Source organism: Ruegeria sp. AM5 (assembly GCF_056540645.1).
Window position 1 is genome coordinate 413,637 of the sequence record NZ_JBQFXC010000002.1, and the last position, 26,448, is coordinate 440,084.

The window sequence follows — 26,448 nt, forward strand, 5'->3', positions numbered from 1 at the left end:
CACCGATCACGCAATCGCATTCAAACTGCCTCGATATTGCCAAGCAGTATTGAGGTCATGTCGACCGACAGATCACTATCAACAATTGTGACCTCTGCTCCGGTTTCGTAGGTGACGTTGCTGCGTGAAATTCCGGATAGATCCGCATTTGCATCCAGAAAAACCCACTCAGCGTTGTGCGCAGAAGGCTGGCCGACCGCAACCTGAAGAATTGCCAGTGCATCCAACGCGTTTACCGATCCGTCCCGGGTGATATCGGCCGCAATGTAATTTTCGGCCGTTGCCGGACCCCATGTCGGATCAAGTCCAACCGACATGCGCAAAACCTGCAATGCATCCAGCGCTGTTATCTCGCTGCTTGCCGTTGAATACGATTTGATGATGTTCAATTGGCCGGAAAACGCGCCGTCTGGTAGATCCAGATCAAATTCACCTTGTGCATTTGCCTGCGCAACAACTGCAGACCCTCCGTCTGGGGTGAACCGGATTTCAGCATTTCCCAACGCTGCGTTTGGAGTCGTCGAATTCAGCGTGAACCCACCAGCTACCCCGTCTGATGAGTTGTTATCCGGCCCGCTACCCAGATTGACAGGAATATGATCGGGACCACCAAACCCTGCGCCGAATACCTGCTCATTTGTCAGGGACGTGCCATTAGCTGAAACAAGTTCTATCGTTTCGTCGCGATAAGCGATTTGGGCGCCTCGAGCGGTGGAAGTGAAATCCAACTGCGCTGGGGTGCGCAGAAAAGGATAATCAGTCAGATCCAAACGGTCGGTGCCGGCCTGAAAGTCCGTGATCACAGTCGGGCCACTTGTTTGACGGATCACAAAGATGTCCGCGCCAGCACCACCCGTCATGGTCGTGGAACTGGTGCCCGTAATCAGCATATCGTCCCCTGCTCCGCCGTCCAGAATAGTGTCCAGTACACCGCCTTTTAGCATGTCGTCCTGCGCGGTTCCGGTTACTGTTCCGAACCCTTCGGCAACAATTCCAAGGTCGGCAATCGATACGCTCAGCTGAGTGAGCCCTGCATCCTGTTGAGATGATACAAATATCTGCAGCTCATCCCCCATATGCGCAACGCTGATCGTTTGGACATTTTGCAATCCACTGTCCAGGGTATCAGCAAAACTATCCATATGGATGAGCTGCCCGTCCGGCGTCATTGTAAACAGCGTGATCCCATCATCCCCGCCCCCAGCCACCACGAAAACCCGACCATTAACTTCAAGAATTGAAAGATCCTGTACGGCCCCAAACCGGGTATGCAGGGTATCCAGAATATGATCCGTCGGCTTTAACTGCCCGCTGGCGTCCAATTCCATAACGCTTAGCGAATTGCTCTGCGATCCGGCCACAACAATCCATGACTTTCCATAGGCTTGAATTGTCTCAACCGCCGTAGGAGAACTGATGCCCAGCGTTTGGATATCGTCATTACCGGCAACCTCAGAGAGCACGCCACTGCCTTGATCGATCGAATATGACGAGATTGTTCCACTGGTTGCATCTGCGCCGACAATGAAATGATTCGACCCCGATTGCAGGGTCTGAAGCGTACTGGCAGACGCGTTAATGCTATGCGCCGGGCTCAGCGATCCATCACCATTGATACTATAGGTGCCGATCTGGCCTGTGTCCTCATGCGCAAGCGCAAGCAAGTCGCCAGCCCCAATCGTCACCTGAACCGCTGCAGCGATATCTCCGCCGCCCGTCAAGGCATCGGTTTCTTGCAAGGCACCGATAGTGCCATCCGTGTTTAGTTCATAACCCACAAGTCCTGTGGCGGTATCGACATCGAGGACCAGTTGATTATTGCCCGCCAGATGAATCGGGGTTCCGCTGCGCCCGACCTGATGGGCAATCGAGGCATCGAAATATTGTTGGTCCTGTTCTTGTGGGCCAGCCCCCTCCACAAGGTGCCAAGACACGAGCCCTCCCCCGGGTCCGCTCGTGCTGTAAAGATACGTTTCCCCGTTAAACGTTTTTAAAGCCGTATCGCCGATACCTGAATCGAGCGCTGCGGTCCCCGTTGCCACCACTCTTTCGAACTGAAGCATCATCGCCCGTTACCCCCTGCCACCCCTGGCAACACATACAGGATGAAACGATGTTCGGTTCTGAACCAGAACAGAAATGTGGTGAAAACAAGGACTTCAGTTCCAGATTAACTCAAATTTTTCGCAGCGGTCGAATGGCTCAGAAGATCAAACCACAGACCAGATCGGCCGAAAACAGCATATCACGCAACGACCAGCGTCCATCTAATGAGAGGGCAAAATGACCAAAGATACCGTTTCGACCAATAAATCGACCACGGACGCCGGGCCCGATGCGCAACGTACGCGCCATATCCGCAAATGGTTCGACAAAAAACTTCAGCGATGGGTAGGACGCGGGGTTGCTGGCGGCCTTGGCTCGACACTATTAGCATTACCAGCTCTTGCGCAGGCCACCGATGAACAGCTTGCGTCTCATCAGTTTGCTGAGTCAATTCCGGGCGTTCGGGTGGCAAAGCTGCTTTCGAATGGCGACGTGCAGCTGAAACTGACAGATGGGCGGACGATTGTTGTCTCTGCCGAGAACGTACAGATTCTGGAAAACGGCACCATAATGGTTGCAGATGAAGTCGTCGGCGAAATTGCACAATTAGGTCTAGCCGCAGAGGCCGCAGGTGCGACCGCAGCGACCGCAGGTGGCGTAAGCGGTGCCGGGCTGGCCTTGGGCGGGCTGGGAATAGCCGGTGCTGCAGCTGCCGGTGGCGGAGGCGGAGGCGGCGGCGGTGGAGACAGCGACGATGAAACTGATGCCGAACCCACCGTTACCCCCTCACCTCCTCGACCGCCCAGCCTGAACCTGGCTGAGCTGCAATCAAACGTATTGAGCAATCTCAGCAGCCAAACAACAGCGCCGGATGGAACAACGACTGTCGAAGTTACCATCGGATCGGTGACAAAATCAGTCACTCCTGCAGGCGACGGAAGCTGGAGCGTTTCACTGACGCAGGCCGAGGCAGCGGCCCTGCCTCAGGGGATCTCGGATGTTTCCGTGCGCCATCTGGATGGTAGCGGGATGGAGCTATCGGCTGAAACCGCAAGGTTCGACGTTGATACCATTCCGCCGGTCCTGACCATCGATACATTCTCGGCGGGTGCGGTAATGAATGCTGCAGAACAAGGTACAAATCTCGAAATCTCTGGCACAACGGATGCCGAGAATGGGCAGACCGTAATGGTAGCGATTGGTGGGCAATCCTATAGTGGCACCGTTTCGGGCGGCGGCTGGAGCGTTTCGGTGCCCGCTTCAGATCTTACCACGCTGCCAGACGGGTCAAGCGTCACGGTGACGGCTGATGTATCGGATCGCGCTGGGAACCCAGCAGCTCAGGCCAATGGAAGTTTTGACACTGATCTGACCGCGCCTGATCTGACACTAAACCCAGTGGGTGGCGGTTCAATAGATCTGGCCGATGTCGTTGGGGATCTTGTCTTGTCGGGCACGACCACAGCTGAAAACGGCCAGGTGGTCAATGTATCTTTCGACGGTCAGGATTACACGGGTTCTGTATCGGGCGGCAGTTGGTCAGTGACGATCCCGAATGCCGATTTGTCTGGTTTGGCAACCGGTGTGCCCGCATCCGTTTCAGTTGCCGTCAGCGACACAGCAGGCAATTCGGCAACACCGATATCGGTATCCGTTCCGGTCGATCTCACGGGCCCATCAATTGCAATCACTCCCTTGTCGGTCGGGGCTATCCTGAATGCGGTCGAAACCGGATCTGACCTGGTCGTAAGCGGGACAACAGGGAACGTAACCGACGGGCAGCAGGTAACAGTAACCCTTGATGGGCAGACTTATACCGACTCGGTCTCGGGCGGCAGTTGGAGTGTGACAATCCCCAGCGCCGATCTCATAGCGCTTGCCGATGGTGGAGACTTCAATATCACGGGCGACGTGACGGACGCCGACGGCCTTGTCGCCCCGCAAGTCAGCGTCAACTTATCCAAAGATGTCACCGCCCCAACTCTGAGTATCGACAGTTTTTCGGGCGGAGCGGTTTTGAATGCTGCGGAACGTGGTACGGACTTGACCATTACGGGCACTACATCCGCCGAAGATGGTCAGACAATCACCGTAAATCTGAACGGCCAATCCTACACTGGACAGGCCTCAACCGGGGGGTGGTCGGTGAGTGTCCCCTCGGCGGATTTGGCGGCGCTACCCGATGGAGCTACGATCAGCGTGATAGCGGATGTATCGGATGCCGCCGGCAATCCGGCGATACAGGCGACCAACAGCTTCGACACGGACTTCTCCGCCCCGTCGCTCGCCATATCATCACTGTCAGATGGAGCAGTAGTCAACCTGACCGAACAAGCAACGGATCTGGTGGTCTCGGGAACTTCTGATGCGGCCAATGGTACGCAAGTTTCGGTACAGATCATCCAATCCGGAGGTGCGGTTCTGACCGGCGGAACGGCCACTGTAAATGGTGGCATCTGGACATTCACAGCGGCTGCTGCCGATTTGAGCAGCCTGCAGGACGGGCAAACGTATGACGTGAACGCCTCAATCACGGATGCGGCTGGCAACACGAATGCTGCGACGACCAGTTTCAGCACCGACCTCAGCGCACCAACAATTGCATTGAACCCGCTTTCGGTTGGATCGGTTCTGGATATCGTTGAACAGGGAACAGACCTCAATGTGTCGGGGACAACAAATGCCGAGGACGGGCAGATTGTAACGATTAGCCTTAATAGTCAGACCTACAGTGCGGTGGTTTCTGGTGGCTTGTGGAGCACAAGCATTCCTTCGGCGGATTTGGCCAGTTTGGCCGATGGAGGCAATTTTGCGGTCACGGCATCGGTTCAAGACGCCGCAGGAAACCCGGCAACCGATGCGACAACCATGTTGGCCACGGATTTCAAACCTATCCTCTACATCAATGATGTGGGTGCCAATAGTGCCGTGTCGCTGATCGATGCACAAAACACTGGAATGACCGTATTAGGCAGTTCCGCAGGCCTGTCTGCCGGACAAGCGGTCGATGTCACGCTTAACTCGGTCTCGCTTGGTTCGGCCACAGTTGCAGCCGATGGGAGCTGGACCCTGTCCGCGCCTGCTGCAAGCTTTGCCTCGATTGAAGCGGGAGACGCCCTCGATTTCGCGGCACAGGCGACAGTCGCAGGCGGCCCCGATCCTGATCCGGTGTCCGAACAGGCAATTGCTCATGTTCCGGCGGCCTACACCATCGTTGAAGCCGGTCGCAGCGGAACGACAGTGACGTTCGAGGTCTACGCAGATTCCGATCGCGATATCTCAAGCGGTCTGGCCTTTACCGCCGAGCTGGGGTTCGATCCTACGGCGGCGACCTACGATAGCGGCTCCGAGACAGAAAACCCTGACTTCAATCTCTTTCTGGCTAACCCGAATGGAGGTTCCGCAATCAGTTTCGCGGGCGCGGCCACGAGCTATGGGGATTTATCGCAGCCTGTGGTGACATTTACTATGACAGTTCAGGACGCGAACCAACCCATCGTCTTGACGTTGACCACTCCAGACGGAGGGCCATCACAGCTCCATCTCGGCACCAGTGGGAATGATACCATTACGGGCTCGGATGTTGATGATGTCATCCGCGGCAACCAGGGCGACGACACCATAGATGTGTCCGGGGCGGGTCGAGACGTCATCGTTTTCGAAGCTGACCCATCTTTAAATGGCATTGATACGATCAATGGGTTCACACTGGGCCCAGCAGCCAGCGTTTCTGACGCCTTGATGTTCCAGGGGTTGAATACCACATCGCTTCGCGGCGACGGGACCGGTGTGGAGACCTTGGTGGCCGGCGGCACAATTGGTGCCAACACCGGGTTCGTCGGGCTGGAGACCACGCTTTCGGACCTTGATCTGGATACAATCACTAGCGCAGCTGAAAACCTGAATGGTGCTCAATCAGGTGATGAGATGTATCTGCTGGCAACGGACGGCACTGACAGCATTCTGGTGAAGGTTGACTACTCTGGCCCAGATTCGGCGTCGGTCGAAGCGCTTGCACAGTTCGATGGCCTTTCCGATCTGAGCAGTTTGTCCGACGACAACATCCTGATCACTGACCCAACTGGCGCTTCAGCCTAAACGGCGCTCGTAGCTTGGGGCGATGCACAAATGTAGCCTCGCCTCTTCAAAACAAGAGGATCACATGGCAGAGAACGGCCTTTTCCCAGTTAGCCTTGTACGGCACAGGAATCGATTCTGGCGCCGGTTCACATCATACCAATTTGTTGCAGAGATGGACGCCTGTCCCATCGTCATCTCAGAAGTTCCGCAAATTGCCACATCTTTTCCGATTGTGTTCCTGTCAAACCAAACAGGTTTTTCTCCCGTCGCACTATTCTCAGTCATCCCGGAAATGGCACCGCCCTTCGTCGACCAAAACGGTCGCTGGCTTGCGCCTTATGTGCCCTCAGCGTTGCGTTGCTTTCCATTCCAGGCAGAAGCTATGAAAAAGGGCGACTCTCGGTCACGTCTGTTTGTCGACGAGGATTCAGGGTTGGTTACACATGACCCTAAAGACCAACCATTTTTTACAGTGGACGGACTTTTGACGCAGGATCTCTGCCGTGTGCGCCGCTTTCTGCAAAATCGCCTGGCCTCGGCAAACAAAACGGACCAAGTCTGCTCTTTGATCGCTGAAATGGGTCTGCTTGTACCACTGGGCGAACAGAATGGCATCACTTTGACCGAGGGTTACTGGGGCGTTGATCCAATTCTGCTGGAACAATTGCCCGAGTCTAATAAATTGGCCCTACTTTCTAGCGACGCGCTACAGTTGATTCACGCTCATCAAGTATCCCTGTCGCATTGCGTGTGGCTGTCCAGTGCGCAGAGCCAATCAGGCACGACGAGTTCAGAACAAAACGACACCTTTGGCGGATTCATGACTGCACTTGCTGAAGAGGTTCGGCACGGACAATGCAAGGAGGGCGCGATCCATGCAATGGGTTAAGTTCGGGCTTGGAATCCTTGGCATAACAGCGGGGTTACTGTCAGTTTCAGCCTGCACCTCAACGCCCAACTTAGCCGATGTCGAGACATCTTTAACGCGAGGAACGACCGGAGCAAGCGCAACAGCACGATCAAAACAGCTTTCAAAGAACGCTTTTGACCAACAAGTGCGACAGGCTGTTCAGAGCAGTTCGATTGTGGCACGAAGTGGGTCCAAAACAAGGACAATCCAAGCTTACCAGAATGCCGCTGGCGGTGCATTCTTGGCTCAGGCCTTATTGGGGTTGATAGCGCGGCCCGTTCAGACGAACTCCAATAGTAGTGAAGCGCCCCCTTACTGGCGGGTATCGGAAGGTCATGAACCTAAAATGGATGTATTGACTGCGAGATCCCGAGTGTCGGGTACGAAACGCAACGACATGCAGCTACAGGAACGGCTGATTCTGGCAGAACAGAACTTCGCTTTGGCCAATTACACCTCATCGATCCGAACCGAGACCATTCTGGGTTTTCCGGGGTTCACGATGGACACGCTGGATAAGTCGCTATGAATGTTGATCGTGCAACTCTGACCGAATTGGAAGCTTGCTTGTTGAATGTCGCGGCGACACTTGAGCGGCCATTGACAGTTGCAGCACTGAACGCCTGCCAATCTGGCGATACAGGTGAGTTGACCGTGCGCGATGCGATGCACGCGGCACAACGAGCAGGCCTGCAGGTCGGGTTTGGTGCGCGAAAGCTGTCGGCATTTGATGCATCGCTGGCACCTGCGATCTTGTTGTTGGAAGGCGATCGCGCCGTTGTGTACCACGGGCGCACGCGCAATGGCGATCTATTGCTTTACGACCCCGCTTTGGATGACGGTATCGGAGAGGTTCCCGAAAGCGGCGTGGGCGAAGTCTACACGGGCTATGCATTGTTGTTTCGACCCTTGCACCGCGACGAAGTTAACACAGATCAAGCGGATCAGCGGGGTCATTGGTTCTGGTCGGCACTTTCCGCAAACCGCTGGTCTTACGTTCAGGTGGCGCTGGCTGCGGCAATGGCAAACGTTCTGGGGCTTACGACCTCAGTCTTTATCATGATCGTCTACGACCGGGTTTTGCCCAACGAGGCGACCGAGTCGCTGATAGCTTTGACGCTTGGCGTGGGGTTGGCGCTTCTTTTTGACTTCGCGCTGAAGCTACTTCGCGCGGGGTTCATAGATCGCGCCGGCCAGAATGCTGACATGTCCATGGGACGGCGAGTATTTGACCAGGTGCTGAATATTCGCATGTCGTCTCGAACGGGCTCAACGGGTGCAATGGCCAGTACAATCCGCGAATTCGAAACTTTGCGTGAATTCTTCACTTCTGCCACACTCGTCGCTGTCGTAGACTTGCCATTCATCGCGGTATTCATATTCGCGATCTATATGGTGGGCGGCCCGCTGGCGCTTGTTCCGGCACTCGCTGTACCAGTCGTTCTTCTCAGCGGACTGGCTGTTCAACCGATCCTGTCGCGTCTTGCTGAACAAAGTTTTGCAGACGGACAATCCAAGCAATCTGTTCTGGTTGAGGCTGTATCAGGCTTGGAAACCATCAAGACAACCGCCGCCAGTCGGCAGATGCGAATGCGGTGGGAAGGTGCAATTGCACGCCAGTCAAACTACGGATCACGCAGCAGGGCCGTTACTCAATTTGCCCTGAACCTAACTGGATTTACTCAGCAGGCCGCGCAAGTTCTTATCGTCTTTTATGGTGTATTTCTGATCACGGATGGCCAGACGAGCATGGGGGCACTTGTTGCGTCGGTGATGCTGACCGGCCGTGCCCTGGCACCGCTGGGACAATTGGCGCAAACCCTGACACGTGTCAATCAGGCACGCAGTGCCTACCACAATCTGGACACGTTAATGCAGGCGAGCAATGAGCGGCCTGAAGGCAAATCTTGGATCAGCAGATCCGAGTTTTCCGGGCGGATAACGTTTAACAATGTTCATTTCGCATATCCTGATCAAACGGAAGATGCGATGAAAGGTGTCTCATTTACAATCGAACCCGGTGAAAAAGTCGCTGTCCTGGGCCAGATCGGGTCGGGCAAGAGTACGATTGCGCGACTTTTGTTGGGCCTCTACCAACCGCGTGTGGGCTCGGTGATGTTGGACGGGCTGGACATTCGCCAGATTGATCCCGGCGACTTGCGGCGAAACATTGGTTCAGTCTTGCAAGACATCTGGCTGTTTTCCGGCACCATCCGGGAAAACATTGCCAGCGGGTCGGTGCGCCCGCGTGATCATGAACTGATCCGTGCAGGGCGCATTGCAGGTGTCGAAGATTTTATCGCGCGGCACCCACGGGGTTATGATCAGCCTGTAGCCGAACGAGGAGAAGGATTGTCAGGTGGTCAAAGGCAGGCGATTGCATTGGCCCGGGCGCTTATCGGGCATCCTCCTGTTCTGCTGCTGGATGAGCCTACGAGCGCGATGGACGTCAAATCCGAATCCGAAATTATACGCCGCCTTAAAAAGACCACGCCAGATACCACGATGATCATCGTGACGCACCGAACCAGCCTGCTGGAACTGGTTGATCGGGTCATAGTGATTGAGGATGGCAAAATTGCGATGGACGGACCCAAAAACATACTGACGCAGACAGTTCGCAAACACGGGAGGCATCTGAATGTCGCGGCATCCTGATCTGGAAAGCCTCGCCCGTGAAATGCGTGGAGGGTCACCGCTGCGGGGATCATTGCTGCTGCTCCTGATACTCAGTTGTTTGATAAGCGCCGTCGCCTGGGCTCATTTAACTGAACTCGACGATGTCGTGAGGGCAGATGGGCGTATCGTGCCATCCGGCGATATTCAGGTGATCGAAGCGACCGAACCCGGAGTTTTGCGGTCCGTTCACGTGCGCGAGGGTCTGGTGGTTGAGGCTGGTGCATTGCTGATGGAGCTGAATACTACTCAGATCGAACGAGAGTTGAGCCAAGAGCAACAGCGTGCCTTTGGTTTGATGGCCCGCGCACAACGACTACGTGCCGAAATCGATGGGGCTGAGCTTGAGTTTGACGACGATCTTCTGACTGGCGCGCCAGATGTCGTGCGGTCGGAGACTGCGCTGTACCACGGTCGGCAAGCAGAACTTGAAGCTGAGATTGCAATTCTCTCTCGACAGCGCGAACAGCGGCAACGCGAGTACGAAGAGGGATTGGTTGACCAGGTCACGTCAACCGAGACCCTGAATGTGTTGGCCGATGAGCGCGCTATGATGGTGCCATTGGTCGAACAGAAGATGGAACCGGCAACAACCCTTTTGGCCCTGCGCCGTAGCGAGGCGGAATGGAAAGGCCGCAAGGTCAGAGCAGAGGCGATGATCAACCGGTTGAAGGCCGGGCTGGATGAAGTGGATGACAAGGTCCGCGCGACGCGCAGTCGGTTTCGTAGTGCCGCACTAACTGATCTGGCTTTGGTTTCGGCAGAGCTTGCCGCCTTGCAACCTGCCCTACCCTCTTTGCGTGACCGTGCGTCTCGCGCGCTGATCCGAGCCCCCGTACGGGGTGTCGTAAACCGCATTCACCGGACGACGATCGGCGGGATGGCCCAAAGCGGTGAGGAACTGATTGAGATTGTTCCGTTGGACGACAGATTGTTGGTGGAAGCCTATGTCCGGCCCAAGGACATCGCCTTCCTGCACCCAGAGCAAAAGGTCAAAATCAAGATCACGGCCTACGATTTTTCGCGGTACGGCAGTCTGGATGGCGTGATCGTTCGCATCGGTGCCGACACCATCACTCGCTCGGAACGAAGTGAGGAAGAGGTTTTCGTCGTCGAAATTCAGACTTCAGACACGATGTTGGATGCGGGTGGTACAGCGGTTGAAATCATCCCAGGAATGATCGCTCAGGTCGATATTCTGTCGGGGCGAAAGTCAGTTCTGGATTATCTGATCCAACCTGCTCTGAAGATAAAAGACGAGGCGCTGCGCGATTGAAGAGAACGACAGATGGGCAGCAGATAGCAAAGCGCCAGCCGATAGACATCTTAGGCGTCGGGGGGGGACCGACGACTAAGACCAGGTCACGTCACCAAGAAAGATATATCCCGCACCATATATCGTTTTAATAAGGCGCGGGTTTTTGGGATCTTCGCCCAGCTTCGTTCGCAAGCGGGAAATCCGAACATCCATAGCGCGGTCAAAGCTGTCACCTGCCCCGCCACCCAACATGTCCTGCATGCGCGCGCGACTGATCAGGCGTTTGGGACTTTCAAGAAACAATCGCAGAACCTCACCTTCGGCATGACTGAAAGGTGTCTCGGCGCCATCGGCATTGATCAAGACATATCGATCAAACTGTGCGGTCCAACCATTGAATTCGGCTATGTCTGAATTCGGCGTTGCTGGTCCAGTAGAGCGTAGCCGAGCGCGGACCCGAGCAATTACTTCGGCTGGATCAAATGGTTTGGTGATGTAATCATCTGCGCCAAGCTCCAATCCCGTTACCCGGTCCTGCACCTGAGCGCGGCCTGATATGATGATGACGGCAGCACCTTGCTCAAGCGCAAGTTTGTGCACAAGTGCAAGTCCATCAGTATCCGGCAATGATAAATCCACCAAACACAGATCTGGAGTGACCCTTTTCAGCGAAGCTTCAAATTCACGGGCACGTGAAAAGCTTTGAGTTTGAAACCCGGCATCTTCCAGCGCTTCCGTTAGGATACGGCGGATTTCAGGTTCGTCATCGAGAATGGTCACCAAAGGTTGTGTCATTCAGGCGGCCTCGGTTCGGATCAACGCCGACAATTGCGACGATGTGAATGGTTTGCTTAGGACAGGTGCACGGGTCAATGCCTGATGATGTAGCGGGTCATTTAGTGGCAGCGACGTCATCAGTATACAGGGCAACGCACCATTCAGGCGGTCGACAATGTCGATCCCAGTGCCTTCGCCCTCCAGCTTAATATCTGATAGAACCAGCGCGATATCACCGATTTCCGACGTCAAGGTCAAAGCTTCATCGACCGAGCTTGCCTCGATCACCGAACACCCCAAATCGACCAGCATATCCCGGAACTGACTGCGCAGGTCATCGCTGTCTTCAACCAACAATACGAGACCCGCTTGCGCGGACGGGGCAGGACGGTAGGGCAAACGTATCACGACCGAAGCACCAGAAGGCGTGTTGCGCAAATTAAGGTCACCGCCCGCCAGCTTTACCGTGTCGTAGACCATTGGAAGTCCCAACCCCGAGCCATCGCTGCCTTTGGTGGAAAAGAATGGGTTTAACGCCTTCTTTAATGCTTCCCCGGTAAACCCCGGGCCAGTGTCCGACACCGTGATCTCAACCCATATTGTCCCGATTGCATGCGCAGTGATCGTGATCTGGCCCGATGTGCCGCAAGCATCCCGCGCATTCAGAACCAGGTTCAGCAGTGCATCCTGAACCATGCCGGGATCTAGCATCAGCGCCTTGTCGGGTAGAGTATTGACCACCGACAACCCCATGCCCCGCGGCAAGGACGGGGTGGCAAGGATTCGCAAATCCTCAAGTAAACCGCGCATATCCGTCGCCTGAGGTTGAGGCGTGCGATTGCCGGTCATGTCTGCGATGCGATTCAGCAATTGCCCCCCGCGTCGGGCAGTTTGTTGCGTAGCCGTGACTAGCTGATCGGCTTCCTCGGGCAGATTCATCCTCTCTAATCGCGCCTGCATGCCCAGAATGATGGTCAGCAAATTAGAAAAGTCATGGGCAAGCCCGCTTGTCATCTGCGCCGCCATGGCTCTGCGCCGCGTTTGCTGAAGGGCGACACGGGCTTGAGTTTCTTCGGTGATATCCACCGACATGACATAAACACCACCCGCTTTATCCGGGGTGAATGATACCCGAATGCGGCGTGAATCCTGATCTTCGGTAAACTCGAAAACCGAAGGTTGGCCTCCATAGGCCTGTTCCAGATGTGGCTTTACCCGGTCATAGGCAGATGACCCCAAAGCCTTTGAAATATGAAGGCCCAGAATGTCAGACGGACGGCCGGGCATGACCGAACTGAGGCGGCGGTTTGAGTAATCGTATCGTCCATCGGCATCCAGATGCGCGATATGAGCCGGCATCATCTCGGTCGTCATCCGCGTGCGGGCCTCGATCTCGGTCAGTTGACGCTTGGCTTCTTCCAGCGCGGTGATGGTTGCGGCCAGTTTGCGGTTGGTTGCAGAAAGCTCTTCGGCATGGCTCAGAAGTTGGTCAGACAGTTCTTCTGAACGGGCACGCAGCAAATCTTCTACCCGCTTCGTGCGAGTTATGTCGGTATAGACGGCCACCCAACCCCCATTGGGCAAAGGTGCACCTTCAACCGAGATCACCTGACCATTGGGCCGTGTGCGCTCCATATAATGCGGCTCGAACGCGAGGGCCTGTGAAACGCGTAGCTCGACCATCTCGTCAACATCGCCGACCGAACCGTATTCCCCGCGGCTAGCGAGAAAATAAATTGTGTCGCGAAACAGAGCCCCCGGCTCGACAAGTTCGTTTGGCAGGTCGAACATTTCCTGAAACCGCAGGTTGCTGACAACGAGACGCAATTGGCTGTCATAAATTGACAGCGCCTGACCGATCAGGTTCAGGCCAGCCGTGGTCATCGCCTTGATGCGCTGTTCGGAAATGTCCAAATTCATCCTCCCCTGCGCCCATGGGTATCACCAGATCAGGCGCAGGTGTAGGGAGATTTACCTATCCGTGCAGCGGCAAATTGTTCGCGGCACGGTAGGCTTGAACATAGCCGCGTGCCACTGATCGAACGGCTGTTCCGATCTGCGAATACGCCTCGTCCGGCAGGTTCGCAAAGGACACGCGAGCCGACCAGCCCGGAGCATCAAATCCGCTGCCGTTCAGTAGAACGATCCCATAGTCTTCGGCCAATTTGAACGCAATATCCAATGGGTGAACATTCTGCTTGATCCACGCCACGACATCTTCACCGACATATTTTCGCAACCAGTATTCGAAATCGATGATGCCGTAATAGGCGTCGTATTGCTCACCTGCCTGCACCTCGACGCCCATCGCTTCGGTCAGCAGTTTGAAACGGCGATGAACCAGCTCCATGCAAGCGGTCTGATAGATTTTCTTGCTGTCGACCAATTCACTGAGTGAAAAGAGCGTCATCATCACCTGCTGCGGCAGCGACAGGCCTGCCGTGTGGTTCAGGGCCACATCGCGGCTATCGGCCACAAGCCGGTCGATAAAGCGAATGTCACGCGGTGTCAGGCTGAGCGTGCCGTAGCGCTTGTCCAGGGACTGTTTGATCTCATCCGGATGATCCGCCAGCTTGAGATCGAAGATGTTATCTTGCGCCACGGCAATCACGCCGAGACGCCAGCCGGTGCAGCCAAAATACTTCGAGTAGGAATACACACCGATTGTGTTGCGCGGCAGATGGCCCATGACCGAGGTAAAATCGTGCACAAAGGTGCCGTAGACATCATCCGTTAGCACGATCAGATCAGGCCGGTGATTTTCAACCAGATCCGCTAGTTTGCGAAGTGACGCGGTACTGAGCGCGACCGAAGACGGATTGCCGGGATTGACTAGGAAGAACGCCTTTACCTTGGGATCTTTCAACTTTTCCACTGCTTGGTCGGTCAGTTGAAAACCATCCTCTTCATCGGTTTCCACATGCACGGATTCAAGGCTGTAATCCTCCAACTCAGGCATTTCCAAGTAAGGCGTGAAGATCGGAGTGCACAGAGCTATCGTGTCACCCGGGTTCAGCAATCGGTTGGCTTTGAGCGTCTTGAAGATGTAGCACATCGCCGCCGTGCCGCCTTCGACTGCGAACAGATCGAACTGAGCGTCAGGCCGGTGGCCTCGACACATGGACCACATCAGGTATTCATGGGCAATGGTGGCATTGTGTTTCAGGATGCGGTCAGGCACTGGATAGTTATCACCGATGATCGAATCCGTCAGTTCATGCACAAACTCGTCCGCATCGAAATCAAATGCGGATATGGCATGCGCCACGAGCTCAAGCAGCGTATCGACGCCCGGCGTTTTGGAATTATCAGACGCCCAGCTTTGCAGCCGTCCATGGCAACCTTTTTGCGCCGGCATTCCGCCTAAACCAGCGGGGTGATCCATCACACGTTTGGATTCAGTTATGGCAAATTGACCAAGGGCAAAGAACGCCTCACGCGGACGGGTGGCAACCCAGTTAGGATTGCCGCGCCCCGCGTTCAGGAAAGCACTATTGGCCTTACGCGCCTCGGCCGAGGCCAGTTTAATCAGCTCATCCTTGATCTGAAACGGGCTGAGTGCTTCGTAATCGTGCAGCGTTACTCTATCCATAACGTGAACCTCTCCAAATCAGCTTAGGATCAAAACAACGACCATCCCAAAGATGGTCAATAATGTATTTCCAATCGCATACGGCATTCCGTAGCCAAGCGCCGGGATGCGACTTTGCGCGGCTTCCTGGATCATTCCCAACGCCGCTGTCGTGGTGCGCGCACCTGCGCAGGCACCAAACAGAATGGCCGGGTGGAATTTGAACACGTAATGCCCGACGTAAACTGCAAAGATCATTGGTAGCGAAGTCGCGACGATTCCCCATAGCAGCAGCGCAATACCGGCCTGTTGCAGTCCCGCGACAAATCCCGGCCCTGCGGTGATCCCGATCACCGCGATAAAGACGTTCAGGCCCAGCGTGTTCATCAACCACAGTGCCGGACCCGGGATGCGCCCAAAGGTCGGGTGCACCGTACGCAGCCAACCCAGCACCAGCCCAGCCAGCAGCGCGCCTCCGGTGGTGGAAAGGCTGATCGGGAAACCACCCATCATGACTGACAGTGTTCCAATGATGCCACCGATGAAAATCCCCCAGCCTACAAAGGCCAGATCTGTGGTGTCTACCGGGCGGTCGGCATAGCCAATCTGGGCAACTGCGGCCTCGACATGACGCTTGCTGCCCTGAATTGTGACGATGTCACCACGATGCACGACTGTCCCGGGTAGCAGCGGCAAATCCTGCATGTTTCGCATCAGTTTCGAGACATAAATGCCCCGCGCGATCGACAGTTTGCTTAGCTCTTCAAGCGTCTTGTTATGAACCTCTTTGCTGGTGATCAGCACATCCAGTTTTTCCGACGGTATGCTCAGCAGATCAGGCGCGTCAGCTTCTGTAAGATTGGTCTCAAGCAAACCCACCAGATCAGCGCGGCGGCCTGAGAACATCACAACATCTCCGGCCTGCAATACGGTGTTATCATCTACCTCTATGATCTTCCCGTCACGTCTCAGGCGTTCGGCATAGATGCGGATACCCGGCATCAGATCTTTGACCGGTTGCCCCAGCAGATCGCTACCTTCTGGGATCTCAAAGGCCCGCGCCTCGATCGCGCGATATGCCGAGACGATGCCATCACCGGTTTCGACCGACGTCGTGCCTCCCAGCTTAGCCTCATATTCCTTGCAGGCCGCGACCAGATCGACGCCAATCAGGCGCGGGCCGATCTTGGCCAGAATGATCGCCGACCCGATTGTGCCGTAAATATAGGTCACCGCATAGGCAATCGGAATCTGGTTCGCATAGGTTTTGGCCTGTTCCGCCGACAGGCCCAGCTGGCCGATTTGGTCGGTGGCAACACCGATCGCCGCTGAAATCGTCTGTGATCCGGCATAAAGCCCCGCGGCATAGCCAAGTTCCAGACCCGCGACCTTGGCTGCGATGATCGGGATTACAAGGCAAAGTGCGAGCACGCTGAGCGCAAAGAACACCTCGCGCGCGCCGTCTGCTTTCAGGCCGCGGATGAACTGAGGTCCGACACCGTAGCCCACAGCAAAGATGAACAAGATGAAGAAAGTCGATTTGACCGCCGAGTCGATTTCAATCTGGGCCTGTCCGATCACCACCGCCGCCAACAACGTTGCCGTGACCGTGCCCAGACTGAACCCGATCAGTTTCCAGGGACCAACGAGAAAGCCGATACCGATGGACAGGAACACCGCCAATTCAGGGTAGTTTTGAAGAATATGCACCAGCCAATCGACCATCAATCACCTCTCAATCCGCGCCTGACAGGCATTTGAGGCAAAAGCCGGAGACAAGGTGAAGAAGCGCCCAATTGGCCCACTTGCTGCCCGACCAAGCCGCCTGTTCGAACACACAACCGCAACAGGAAAACTTCGGCCTCACGATACCTTACAAAGGACATTTGTCTATAATTATCTGAATATTAATCGTTCTGCTTGTCCGCCCTCATTCAGAACACCCCGACTGAGCCTGCCCCACAATGCAAACACGCGAAACGCATGGCTCACTCGCTCTGCTTGCTCCAGAACCGGAACCATGGGCTTCACTGTCGCTCTACCGCAATGCGCGGGCGCAAAATCCTGAGGGGTTCGAACAAATCCATTGCAGCGACCCGGTGTTTGCCATCACATACCGCTATGACACGGCCGACGATTATTTCCGAGACCAGCGCAACCGGCGTTTGTATCCGCCTTGCCGGAGATCTGCGCACTCAATCGTTGGATCGTGTCGAAGCGGGTTTTGCTGCACAAAAGCCCAACGGCCAAGATGTCATTGTGGACATGTCGCAAGTTGAATCACTGGATACCGGAGGGGCCTGGCTAGTCGCCAATTTGGTGCAGCGGATGGGAAGCGAAGGCGCTCAGGTCCAGCTCGAAGGGTTGGCCCCTGCGCATTCGTCATTGATCGAAACAGTATCGCACAACATACCCGAGGTTACAGGAGAAGAACTGCCGCCGCATGGCTTTGTGAATTGGGTTGCCCGGATTGGGCAAAAAACTTTTGGCGCCTGGCAGGACACATTATCAATCATCGGCTTTCTTGGCCTTACTCTGCATCGATTGGTCCGGACTCTGATCATGCCATGGCGACTGCGTCGTGCTGCGTTGGTGTCACAGATGGAACAAGTCGGCTTCAAGGCGCTGCCGATTGTGTCCTTGATGGGTTTCCTGATCGGCGTCGTTCTGGCCTTTCAGGGCGCGACGCAGTTGAAACAGTTCGGGGCTGAGATCTTTGTTGTCGAATTGATCTCCATCTCGATCCTGCGTGAGCTTGGTATCCTGCTGACAGCGATCATCGTCGCTGGTCGCTCCGGTTCGGCTTTTACGGCTTCGATTGGCTCGATGAAGGTGCAGGAAGAGATTGATGCGATGCGCACCCTGGGGTTGGATCCGATTGAAGTTCTGGTCATTCCCCGTGTTCTGGCGCTGTTGATCATGTTGCCCATTCTTGGCTTTGTTGCTGATATGGCTGGCCTGATCGGCGGAGCGTTGATGAGTTGGATTGACCTCGGTGTCAGCCCCGGCATGTTCCTGACCCGGTTGAAGGAAAATACCGGCGTCGCACAGCTTGCCGTCGGGATGATCAAGGCACCGTTCTTTGCACTGGTGATCGGTGTCATTGCCTGCTGGCAGGCTATGCAGGTCAAAGGTTCATCCGAAAGCGTTGGTCAGCGGACGACAGCCTCGGTCGTGCAATCGATCTTTATGGTCATCGCCATCGACGCCCTGTTTTCGATCTTCTTCTCAGAGTTGGGGATCTGACATGGATGGAGCCGCGCTTCAGGACAAGCCCCAATCCGACGCGAAACGCGAGGCCGTTATTCGTGTGCGCAATTTAACCAACCAGTTCGGCGAGCAAGTGGTCCACGACAACCTCAACCTCGATGTCTGGCGCGGTGAAGTGCTGGGTGTTGTCGGTGGATCGGGCACTGGGAAGTCCGTGCTTTTGCGTACGATCGTCGGGCTGAACAAGCCCAAGTCGGGAAGTATTGAGGTTCTTGGCGTCGATGTTCTTAATGGCCCCGAAGAAGAACGTCAGCGGATCGAAAGAAGCTGGGGCGTGGCATTTCAGGACGGTGCGCTGTTTTCCTCACTGACTGTATTGCAGAACGTGATGGCGCCTCTGCGCGAGCACACGGGTATCAGTGAAAAATTGATGGCCGCACTAGGTGGGCTGAAGATCAGTCTCGTTGGCTTGCCTCAACTAAGTTGCAGCAAGTTCCCCTCGGAACTGTCCGGTGGAATGCGCAAACGCGCTGCGTTGGCCCGCGCCCTGTCGCTGGACCCGGAAATCGTTTTTCTGGACGAACCAACTGCCGGGTTGGACCCGATCGGGGCCGCCGCATATGATGACCTGATCGGGGAACTTCAGCACACGTTGGGGCTGACCGTGTTCATGGTAACGCATGATCTGGACAGCCTTTATGCCATATGTGATCGCGTCGCGGTACTTGCGGAAAAACGCGTGCTGGTTGAAGGTCCGATAGAAGAGATGACCAAGGTCGACCATCCTTGGGTTCAGGAATATTTCACAGGCCCCCGCGCCCGTGCGGCACAACAGAAGGGGCAGGACAGGTAGAGGCGATGGAGACCCGAGCGAATTACATCCTGATCGGTGCGTTCACCCTGGCGGGCATCCTTGGTGCCTTCGGGTTCTTTCTGTGGCTCGCCAAATTCGAAGTGACTCGGCAATACGCCTATTATGATGTGTTGTTCGACAATGTCTCGGGCCTGTCGGCTGCAGGTGGCGTAAATTACAACGGCTTGCCCGTGGGTCAGGTGGTTTCCCTGGACTTGGACAAAGATGACCCGTCAAAGGTGCGAGTGCGGCTTGAGGTTGATGCCGACATCCCTGTTACCAAAGAAACCATCGCACAGTTGCAATCTCTGGGTGTGACAGGGGTTGCTTATGTTGAGCTTTCCGGCGGGTCCCCAACCGCAGAAAGGCTGGCCCAGAACAGTGTCATCCCAAGCAAGCGCAGTTCGATTCAATCCTTGCTTGAGGGTGCGCCAGAGGTTCTGGAAAAGGCGGTCACCCTGTTGGAGAACCTCAATTCGGTTGTTGATGACAAAAACCGAAAGGCGGTGTCGGATATCCTGAACAATCTGGCAGAAGCGTCGGGCAAGCTGGATAAAACTCTGACGGATTTCCAGTCGCTCTCGTCCGATTTGGGCGGTGCGGCCAAAGACGTTGGAGAATTTACCAAGAGACTGGATACGTTGGCGAACACGGCCGAGACGACGTTGAGCACAGGAACGGACACGCTGAAGAGCATCAAAGAGACCTCAGAATCCGCCAAAACAACGCTAGAGACTGCAAATAACGCCATTGCCAGTGCTGAAAGCGTGATTCAGGAAGATATCCGGCCCTTTATCGAACGCGGGTCAATCCTGGCCGAAAGGCTGACTCGGCTGTCAGATGAAGGCAGCGTTACGCTTGAGGTAATCAGCGAGACTGTTCTGAATGCAAACACCACCCTTGAATCGGTTACATCGACTATGGATTCAGCCAAAGGGGCGCTCGATTCAGCAGAGAGGGCGTTTGACTCGGCAAACCGCGTGATGGACGAGGATATTTCACCTGTCGCTGAAGATGTGAGTAAGGCGGCTAATCAGGTTGCGGAAACCGTCTCGAATATCACCGAAAAGATTGACAAGATTTCCGACGATGTTCTCAGCGCCTCCCAATCGGCGTCGGATCTGCTGGGAACCATCGACGGGATCGTTCAGGACAACCGCCGTCAGGTTTCGGACTTCTTGCGCGTTGGGTTGCCTCAGTTCATCCGGTTCATCGAGGAATCACAACGTCTGGTCATCAGTCTGGATAGATTGGTCGACAAGGTCGAACGCGACCCGGCCCGCTTTTTGTTAGGCACCCAAGCATCGGAGTTTCGTCAATGATACGGCCCTTAATATTGACTCTGGTTTTGGCCGCATTAACAGGCTGCACGGGCTTGGGCACGCTGCGGCAGGCTTCTAAGCCCAATGATTTGTATTTGCTGACACCCAAAAGCACGTTCTCGTCATCGCTGCCGCGTATCCAAAAACAGATCGTTGTCGAAGAGCCCACAGCGACGGCGGCCGTGAACACCGATCAGATCGCCGTGCAGCCCACCTTGCTTCAGGTTCAGTATCTGCCGCGGGCTCGATGGGTGGATCGCGCGCCGTTAATTGTGCAGGCGCTGATGGTCGAAAGCTATGAAAATTCCGGCAAGGTCGCGGCCGTAGGACGTTCGACCGTAGGCCTGAGAGCGGACTATGTGATCGCGCCTGATCTGCGCGAATTTCAGGGCATCGTCATCAGCGAAACCGAAGACACGAAGACGGTCCGCGTAGAAGTGCGCATCAATATCAAGATTATCGATGAGTACGAGGACAAGATCATCGCTTCAAGCTCATTCCAGGAAGCAGTGCTGGCGACCAGCGATAAAACACCCGAACTGGTTGAGGCCTTTGATATCGCCTTGGGCAAGACAATGCGGGATGCCGTGGAATGGAGTATCCGCAAAATCCATACGCATACGCTCAATAACCCGCGATCAAGACCTAGCTAGTGGTCGCTAGAACTGGCTCGCTGAGGCGACTTGCCAGTCAGCGGCGAACTCTTCGGGGATGGTCTTGCCCAACAGAGAGCCGTCATCCAGAAAGCTATATAGCTCGGCATAAGACCGCTCTCGTTCATCCGCATTTCGGCGCCGGATGTCAGCAGGGCGCAGGTCGGAAACTTTTGCTTTGCCCATAGCCCCTAATATCTCGCGGAAACTTTCAAGCGTCGCGTCATGAAACCGATGCACGCGCTGTCGTTTCTGTGGCACATTCACCGCCCGCCCACGGATCGGATCTTGCGTTGCCACCCCCGATGGGCACCTGTTGGTGTTGCAATGCAGCGCCTGAATGCACCCCACCGCAAACATCATCGCCCGCGCCGCATTACACATATCCGCACCCAAAGCGAATTTCTCGACCATATCGAACCCAGTGGCCACTTTGCCCGAACAGATCACCCGCACCTTGTCGCGGACCCCGATACCGCGCAGACAGTTGTTTACAAATATCAGTGCCTCGTTAAGCGGCATCCCCAATCGGTTGGTGAACTCGACCGGGGCAGCGCCAGTGCCCCCTTCCGCGCCGTCCACCGTGATGAAGTCAGGCAGAATCTCAGTTTCCAACATCGCTTTGCAAATCGCCATAAACTCGGATCGACGACCGATGCACAGTTTGAAGCCCACGGGCTTGCCACCTGACATCTCTCGCAGATGCTGAACGAAATGCATCAATCCAGTCGGTCCATCAAAGGCCGAATGAATAGGTGGGGAAATCACATCCTGATGTACTGGAACCCCACGAATCTCGGCGATTTCTTCATCCACCTTTGCTGCCGGTAGGACCCCGCCATGAGACGGCTTCGCCCCTTGCGATAGTTTGATCTCGATCGCCTTGACGACATCTTTCTTGGCCTTTTCGGCAAACAGGTCCTTATCGAACCCACCTTCAGGCGTGCGGCATCCAAAATATCCTGTTCCGATTTGCCAGATGATGTCTCCACCTTCTGCCAGATGGTGGGGGGACAGTCCGCCTTCGCCCGTGTTATGCGCAAAACCCCCATCTTTTGCACCGCCATTCAAAGCACGGATTGCGTTGGCGCTGAGTGCACCGAAACTCATTGCTGATACGTTCAGACGCGACGCATTGTAGGGTTTGTCGCACTGAGGGCCGCCCAGTATCACCCGTTCTTCGCTCTCTTCAACGTGCCTGGGGGATAGCGAGTGATCAGCGCGGTGATAACCTACCGTCATGATATCGTACTGAGTGCCAAACGCCTGAGTATCCACCTGCCCCTTGGCGCGGGAATAGACCAGACTGCGGATAATCCGATTATAGGGCCGCCCGCTCTCATTGGTTTCAACGAAATACTGCCGGATTTCAGGGCTGACAAACTCCAACATATATCGGAAGTGACCCAGTACCGGGTAGTTGTTCAGCACATTATGCTTGGTTGTCAGCATATCGTAGAGACCGACAACCGCATAGGGGATCAGTATGATCAGCAACCAGTGGGCGGGTGGCCAGAAAAAACCCCAAAGCAAAGTCAAAGGCAAGCAGACATAGCTGAGGAAATAGTAGAGCCTGCGAACAATCATTTTCTATCTCCCTGAGTAGCGCTGTTACAGCGTGACCTTGAATGGGCATTGGGTCCATGACCCTGCTCTTCATCCAGAACGTGGAACAAATTGACCTGTTTGCGCAAGCCCTTGCCAATCAAACAAAGATAACGGTTGGGTTAGCGAGGCCGGTTGAACCAAGCAAAAGCAGTCTGTATGCAAAATGAAACGCTGGTCAGAGCAGGATCAACCGCAGTGTCGAAAACAGCGCCTGTATTCGGGCATCGCGCCCTGATGTATACAGCCGTCTTTGTGGGGGGTGCTGCAGGGTCGTTGCTGCGCGAGCTATTTTCGCTGGAGATCCCCGGCGCTCCGTTCCTAACCGCGACTTTCGGCATCAATGTTGCGGCCTGTTTCGTTCTAGGTTGGCTCTATGCCATTCGAAATCGTGTCCACGCCCACGTCCTGCATCTAGGGGCCGTTGGATTTTGCGGTGGGCTATCGACGTTTTCCTCATTCGTCGCCGAGCTGGAAAGACTGGCAGAAACCGGGAATTGGTTTGTGGTTATCGCCGTAAGCGCGGAGATCGCATTTGGTCTTACGGCGGCGGTTCTTGGGGAAGCGCTGGGTCGGCGGCATCATTCCCGGGAAACATCGGAATGACGACCTTGTATCTGCATGCCATGTTCGCATTGGGCGGAGGATTGGGGGCTGTACTGCGGCATTGGCTGGCGCTTCGGGTGACGCATGATCTGCCGTACTCGACCCTGATCGTGAATGTTCTGGGCAGCCTTCTGCTGGGTCTATGGATTGGTTATCTGGGTGGCTCTGCGGAAATGGGCGAAGAGGAAAAACGTCTTGTATTCGGGTTTTGCGGCGGCTTTACCACATTCTCAAGCTTCGCCTATCAATCGCTCCAATTGCACCGTGAACGGACGATCGTATTTGCCGCCGGTAACATCGTTCTCAGCCTCGTCTTGTGCTGGTTCGCGCTATGGCTGGGCCTTGTTCTGACGCGCTAGTGAACGGGTGCTGCAGCCCTTTGATCGGGCCTGGGCGCGCGGCAGAAGAACAACAGTGGGATCGTGGCCAACGCCAGCAGTCCAAGATTGTTGAATACAGTAAGGTACGAGATCATCTCGGCCTGTCGAGAAATTTCTTGCCCCAGAATGGAGGCACCCTGGGCGCTATCGGGTGTCAGCCCCAGCGGCGCAAGATAAGCTTGTGCAGCAGGATTGTAGGGTGTCACATTCTGGCTGAGCACTGCCGTATTGGTTTGCAGGCCTCGCACGACCCAAGTCCCCACTAATGAAATACCTACCGAAGAGCCAAGCTGCCTGGTGACGTTGAATAGGCCCGAGGCCTCATCCTGCCTTGATTTACTGATGCTCTCGAATGCCAGAATAGACATCGGCACAAACACCAGCCCCATCCCCAGACCACTGACAAAGCCCGGCCAAGCCAGTTGCCAGAAACCGGCGTCGAGGTTGAGCGTGCCCAACATGAAATTCCCCAGTGCTGTCAACAGCATCCCCAACCCGGCTAAAACTCGTGGATCAAACCGGGTGACCAGTACGGCCCCGGTCAGCACCATCGATGCACCTGCGGCGATCCCGCGCGGTATGAACAAATGACCGGATTCGATCACGGGGTAATCGAGCAGGCTTTGCACAAAGGTTGGCAGTATGGCGATCCCGCCAAACAATGAGATCGCGAACCCCGCTATCACTAGGTTGCACAGGGCAAAGTTGCGATCCGCAAAAAGGCGCAAATCAACGACAGAATGCCGGGATGTCAGAGAATGGACGATGAACCCCAGCGCCCCAAGAACCGAAGCGATCAGCGCCAGCTGTATCATCCTCGATGACAGCCAGTCCTTGGTCTCACCTTGGTCAAGAATGAATTGAAGGCATCCAATGCCAACTGCCAGCAGCGCCAGGCCTTTCCAGTCGATGCGCACCTCTTCGGTTTTGTCGTCCGGCAACTCGCCCGCCAAAAGCAGCAGGGCCATGGCAGCGACCGGAAGATTGACGAAAAACACCATTCGCCACGAAAAATACTCCGTCAGGACTGCGCCTACAGTTGGGCCCAACACCGGTGCGACCACCACGCCCAAGCCAAAGACCGCCATGGCCTGCCCCCGTTTTTCACGTGGAAAGGCGTCAAACAGGATGGACTGCGACAACGGGATCAGGAACGCGCCGAACATGCCCTGCGCCAGGCGGAACGCGACGATAGTCTGAAGACTCCATGACAGGCCGCACATGACAGACATTGTGGCAAAACCCGTGACCGCAGTCAGGATCAGCCTGCGCCGCCCGACCCGACGCGCGACAAACCCGGTCAGCGGCATGACCACAACGGCTGAGACGATATAGCTGGTTAAGATCCATGTCGCCTGATCGGTTGTGGCCCCAAAAGCCGCCTGAATATGCGGCAACGCAACATTGACGATGGTACTGTCCAGAACTTCGAGAATTGCACTGAGCACGACGGCCACGACAATCACGCGATTGATGTGGCCGGCATCAGTCATTGGCTGGTTCCGGTTGTATCCACCGTAACTTTGCTGCTGCCTCCAACACGCAGCGGGGCGTCGGTTGGATCAAGCTCGATCCGCACCGCAAACCGTCGAGTGACCTTGACCCAGTTGCCGCTGGAGTTTTCGGACGGCAACAACGAAAACGTATCGCCCGAGCCTCGACCGATCGACGCAACCTTGCCGGTCAGGGTCGTGTCTGGAAGCATATCCACCTGCACTGTGACCGGCTGACCGGGTCGGATGCGTGGCAGTGATGTTTCCTTGAAATTTGCATCGACCCACCAGTCAGACGACTCGACAATGGAAAATTGCGGCGCATTGGCCGAGACAGACGACCCTGGCCGCAGTGTCAGATTTGCGATCCAGCCATCGGCCGCGGCATAGACCTTGGTCCAGACAAGATCGGCCTGCGCGATTTCCAACGCAGCCTGTGAGGACAACACATTGTCCTGCCGGGCCGCGAGACCACTTTGCAATGCGGAAAGCTCGGACCGGCTGGTGGTCAACCGGGCCGAAGCCTGTGCGAATTCGGATGTAGTTTGGTCCAGCGAGGCCTGCGCGAGGTCCCCGTCCGAAAACAAAGCTCGGGCGCGTTCAAGATTGCTCTGAGCCGTTTCGTAGAACGAGTTGGCGCTTTCGACAGCGGCCTGTGCAGCGGTGATCTGGTTCGAGAAGGAGTCAGCCTGCTGAATGGCACTGTCCAGATTAGCTTTGGCCTGATCGACCGAGGCTTGGAACTGTGTCGGATCAATCGAGAACAGCAAATCGCCTGCATTGACCGGCTGGTTTTCGACCACCGCAACGTCTGAAACCTGCCCGGTCACCTGTGCGGCCACATAGATGATATTCGCGCCGATATAAGCGTCTTTTGTTGACGGATACCGCTCTTCATGCCGCCAGAAAAGGAACAATCCAACAGCAATCGTGACCAGGATCCCTGCGGCGGCAATTGCCTTGAATGACTTCATAAGCAGCTTCCTTTTTGGTGCCTAAGCGAGCGAC

At 55.5% G+C, this 26,448-nt stretch carries 19 protein-coding genes; 11 read left to right on the plus strand and 8 right to left on the minus strand.

Annotation, left to right across the window (positions count from 1 at the left end; translation table 11 throughout):
- Window positions 1-20 precede the first annotated feature (20 nt).
- Window positions 21-1,934 (minus strand): M10 family metallopeptidase C-terminal domain-containing protein, encoded by a 1,914-nt coding sequence (locus ACR0AH_RS07810; RefSeq protein WP_480591175.1) that lies wholly within the window; start codon window positions 1,932-1,934, stop codon window positions 21-23.
- Between the two features lie 349 nt (window positions 1,935-2,283).
- Here ACR0AH_RS07810 and ACR0AH_RS07815 point away from each other — a divergent pair, with 349 nt between their 5' ends.
- The 5 genes from ACR0AH_RS07815 to ACR0AH_RS07835 all read left to right on the plus strand — a co-directional run bounded on the left by ACR0AH_RS07815 (window position 2,284) and on the right by ACR0AH_RS07835 (window position 10,988).
- Entirely contained in the window at window positions 2,284-6,144 is a 3,861-nt protein-coding gene (locus ACR0AH_RS07815; RefSeq protein ID WP_480591176.1) for an Ig-like domain-containing protein, read from the plus strand.
- Between the two features lie 64 nt (window positions 6,145-6,208).
- A complete protein-coding gene (locus tag ACR0AH_RS07820; RefSeq protein WP_170732721.1) occupies window positions 6,209-7,015 on the plus strand; it encodes a SapC family protein in 807 nt (268 codons plus the stop codon).
- Window positions 7,016-7,409: 394 nt separating this feature from the next.
- Entirely contained in the window at window positions 7,410-7,565 is a 156-nt protein-coding gene (locus tag ACR0AH_RS07825; protein ID WP_170561501.1) for a hypothetical protein, read from the plus strand.
- Window positions 7,562-9,694, plus strand: coding sequence for a type I secretion system permease/ATPase (locus tag ACR0AH_RS07830; protein ID WP_480591178.1), 2,133 nt, complete (start codon window positions 7,562-7,564; stop codon window positions 9,692-9,694). Before ACR0AH_RS07825 ends, ACR0AH_RS07830 begins: the two co-directional genes overlap by 4 nt.
- Entirely contained in the window at window positions 9,678-10,988 is a 1,311-nt protein-coding gene (locus ACR0AH_RS07835; RefSeq protein WP_480591180.1) for an HlyD family type I secretion periplasmic adaptor subunit, read from the plus strand. The genes ACR0AH_RS07830 and ACR0AH_RS07835 overlap by 17 nt, the downstream gene beginning before the upstream one ends.
- 75 nt (window positions 10,989-11,063) lie before the next feature.
- Here ACR0AH_RS07835 and ACR0AH_RS07840 read toward each other — a convergent pair whose 3' ends face one another.
- The 4 genes from ACR0AH_RS07840 to aspT are packed head-to-tail and all read right to left on the minus strand — an operon-like array spanning window position 11,064 to window position 17,043.
- Complete coding sequence (locus ACR0AH_RS07840; RefSeq protein WP_480591182.1) at window positions 11,064-11,765, minus strand: response regulator transcription factor; 702 nt, start codon at window positions 11,763-11,765, stop codon at window positions 11,064-11,066.
- The gene (locus ACR0AH_RS07845; protein WP_480591184.1) at window positions 11,766-13,667 is read right to left on the minus strand and encodes a PAS-domain containing protein; all 1,902 of its coding nucleotides are present in this window, start codon (window positions 13,665-13,667) and stop codon (window positions 11,766-11,768) included. It lies immediately after the preceding gene.
- A 55-nt stretch (window positions 13,668-13,722) separates the two neighbouring features.
- The gene (locus ACR0AH_RS07850) at window positions 13,723-15,339 is read right to left on the minus strand and encodes a bifunctional aspartate transaminase/aspartate 4-decarboxylase (RefSeq protein ID WP_170732725.1); all 1,617 of its coding nucleotides are present in this window, start codon (window positions 15,337-15,339) and stop codon (window positions 13,723-13,725) included.
- Between the two features lie 18 nt (window positions 15,340-15,357).
- The gene (gene aspT, locus ACR0AH_RS07855; protein WP_480591186.1) at window positions 15,358-17,043 is read right to left on the minus strand and encodes an aspartate-alanine antiporter; all 1,686 of its coding nucleotides are present in this window, start codon (window positions 17,041-17,043) and stop codon (window positions 15,358-15,360) included.
- Between the two features lie 396 nt (window positions 17,044-17,439).
- On the opposite strand from aspT, the gene ACR0AH_RS07860 reads away from it, so the two are divergent.
- The 4 genes from ACR0AH_RS07860 to ACR0AH_RS07875 are packed head-to-tail and all read left to right on the plus strand — an operon-like array spanning window position 17,440 to window position 21,356.
- Window positions 17,440-18,564, plus strand: coding sequence for an ABC transporter permease (locus tag ACR0AH_RS07860; protein WP_170394524.1), 1,125 nt, complete (start codon window positions 17,440-17,442; stop codon window positions 18,562-18,564).
- A gap of 1 nt (window position 18,565) precedes the next feature.
- Window positions 18,566-19,381: an ABC transporter ATP-binding protein gene (locus ACR0AH_RS07865; protein WP_170422811.1), complete on the plus strand. Its 816-nt coding sequence runs from the start codon at window positions 18,566-18,568 to the stop codon at window positions 19,379-19,381.
- 5 nt (window positions 19,382-19,386) lie between these two features.
- The gene (locus tag ACR0AH_RS07870; protein ID WP_170394518.1) at window positions 19,387-20,703 is read left to right on the plus strand and encodes an MlaD family protein; all 1,317 of its coding nucleotides are present in this window, start codon (window positions 19,387-19,389) and stop codon (window positions 20,701-20,703) included.
- Window positions 20,700-21,356, plus strand: coding sequence for an ABC-type transport auxiliary lipoprotein family protein (locus ACR0AH_RS07875; RefSeq protein ID WP_170407827.1), 657 nt, complete (start codon window positions 20,700-20,702; stop codon window positions 21,354-21,356). The genes ACR0AH_RS07870 and ACR0AH_RS07875 overlap by 4 nt, the downstream gene beginning before the upstream one ends.
- 6 nt (window positions 21,357-21,362) lie before the next feature.
- On the opposite strand, the gene ACR0AH_RS07880 is transcribed toward ACR0AH_RS07875, so the two are convergent.
- Window positions 21,363-22,943, minus strand: a complete 1,581-nt coding sequence (locus ACR0AH_RS07880; RefSeq protein ID WP_170646932.1) for an FMN-binding glutamate synthase family protein — start codon at window positions 22,941-22,943, stop codon at window positions 21,363-21,365.
- 216 nt (window positions 22,944-23,159) lie between these two features.
- Here ACR0AH_RS07880 and ACR0AH_RS07885 point away from each other — a divergent pair, with 216 nt between their 5' ends.
- Complete coding sequence (locus tag ACR0AH_RS07885; RefSeq protein ID WP_255612218.1) at window positions 23,160-23,567, plus strand: fluoride efflux transporter FluC; 408 nt, start codon at window positions 23,160-23,162, stop codon at window positions 23,565-23,567.
- The gene (gene crcB / locus ACR0AH_RS07890) at window positions 23,564-23,926 is read left to right on the plus strand and encodes a fluoride efflux transporter CrcB (RefSeq protein WP_170394509.1); all 363 of its coding nucleotides are present in this window, start codon (window positions 23,564-23,566) and stop codon (window positions 23,924-23,926) included. The genes ACR0AH_RS07885 and crcB overlap by 4 nt, the downstream gene beginning before the upstream one ends.
- Here the strand turns inward: crcB and ACR0AH_RS07895 are convergent.
- Window positions 23,923-25,440 (minus strand): DHA2 family efflux MFS transporter permease subunit, encoded by a 1,518-nt coding sequence (locus ACR0AH_RS07895; RefSeq protein ID WP_480591189.1) that lies wholly within the window; start codon window positions 25,438-25,440, stop codon window positions 23,923-23,925. The genes crcB and ACR0AH_RS07895 overlap by 4 nt on opposite strands.
- On the minus strand, window positions 25,437-26,414 hold the full coding sequence (locus ACR0AH_RS07900) for an HlyD family secretion protein (RefSeq protein WP_170663498.1): 978 nt from the start codon (window positions 26,412-26,414) through the stop codon (window positions 25,437-25,439). Before ACR0AH_RS07900 ends, ACR0AH_RS07895 begins: the two co-directional genes overlap by 4 nt.
- Window positions 26,415-26,448 lie beyond the last annotated feature (34 nt).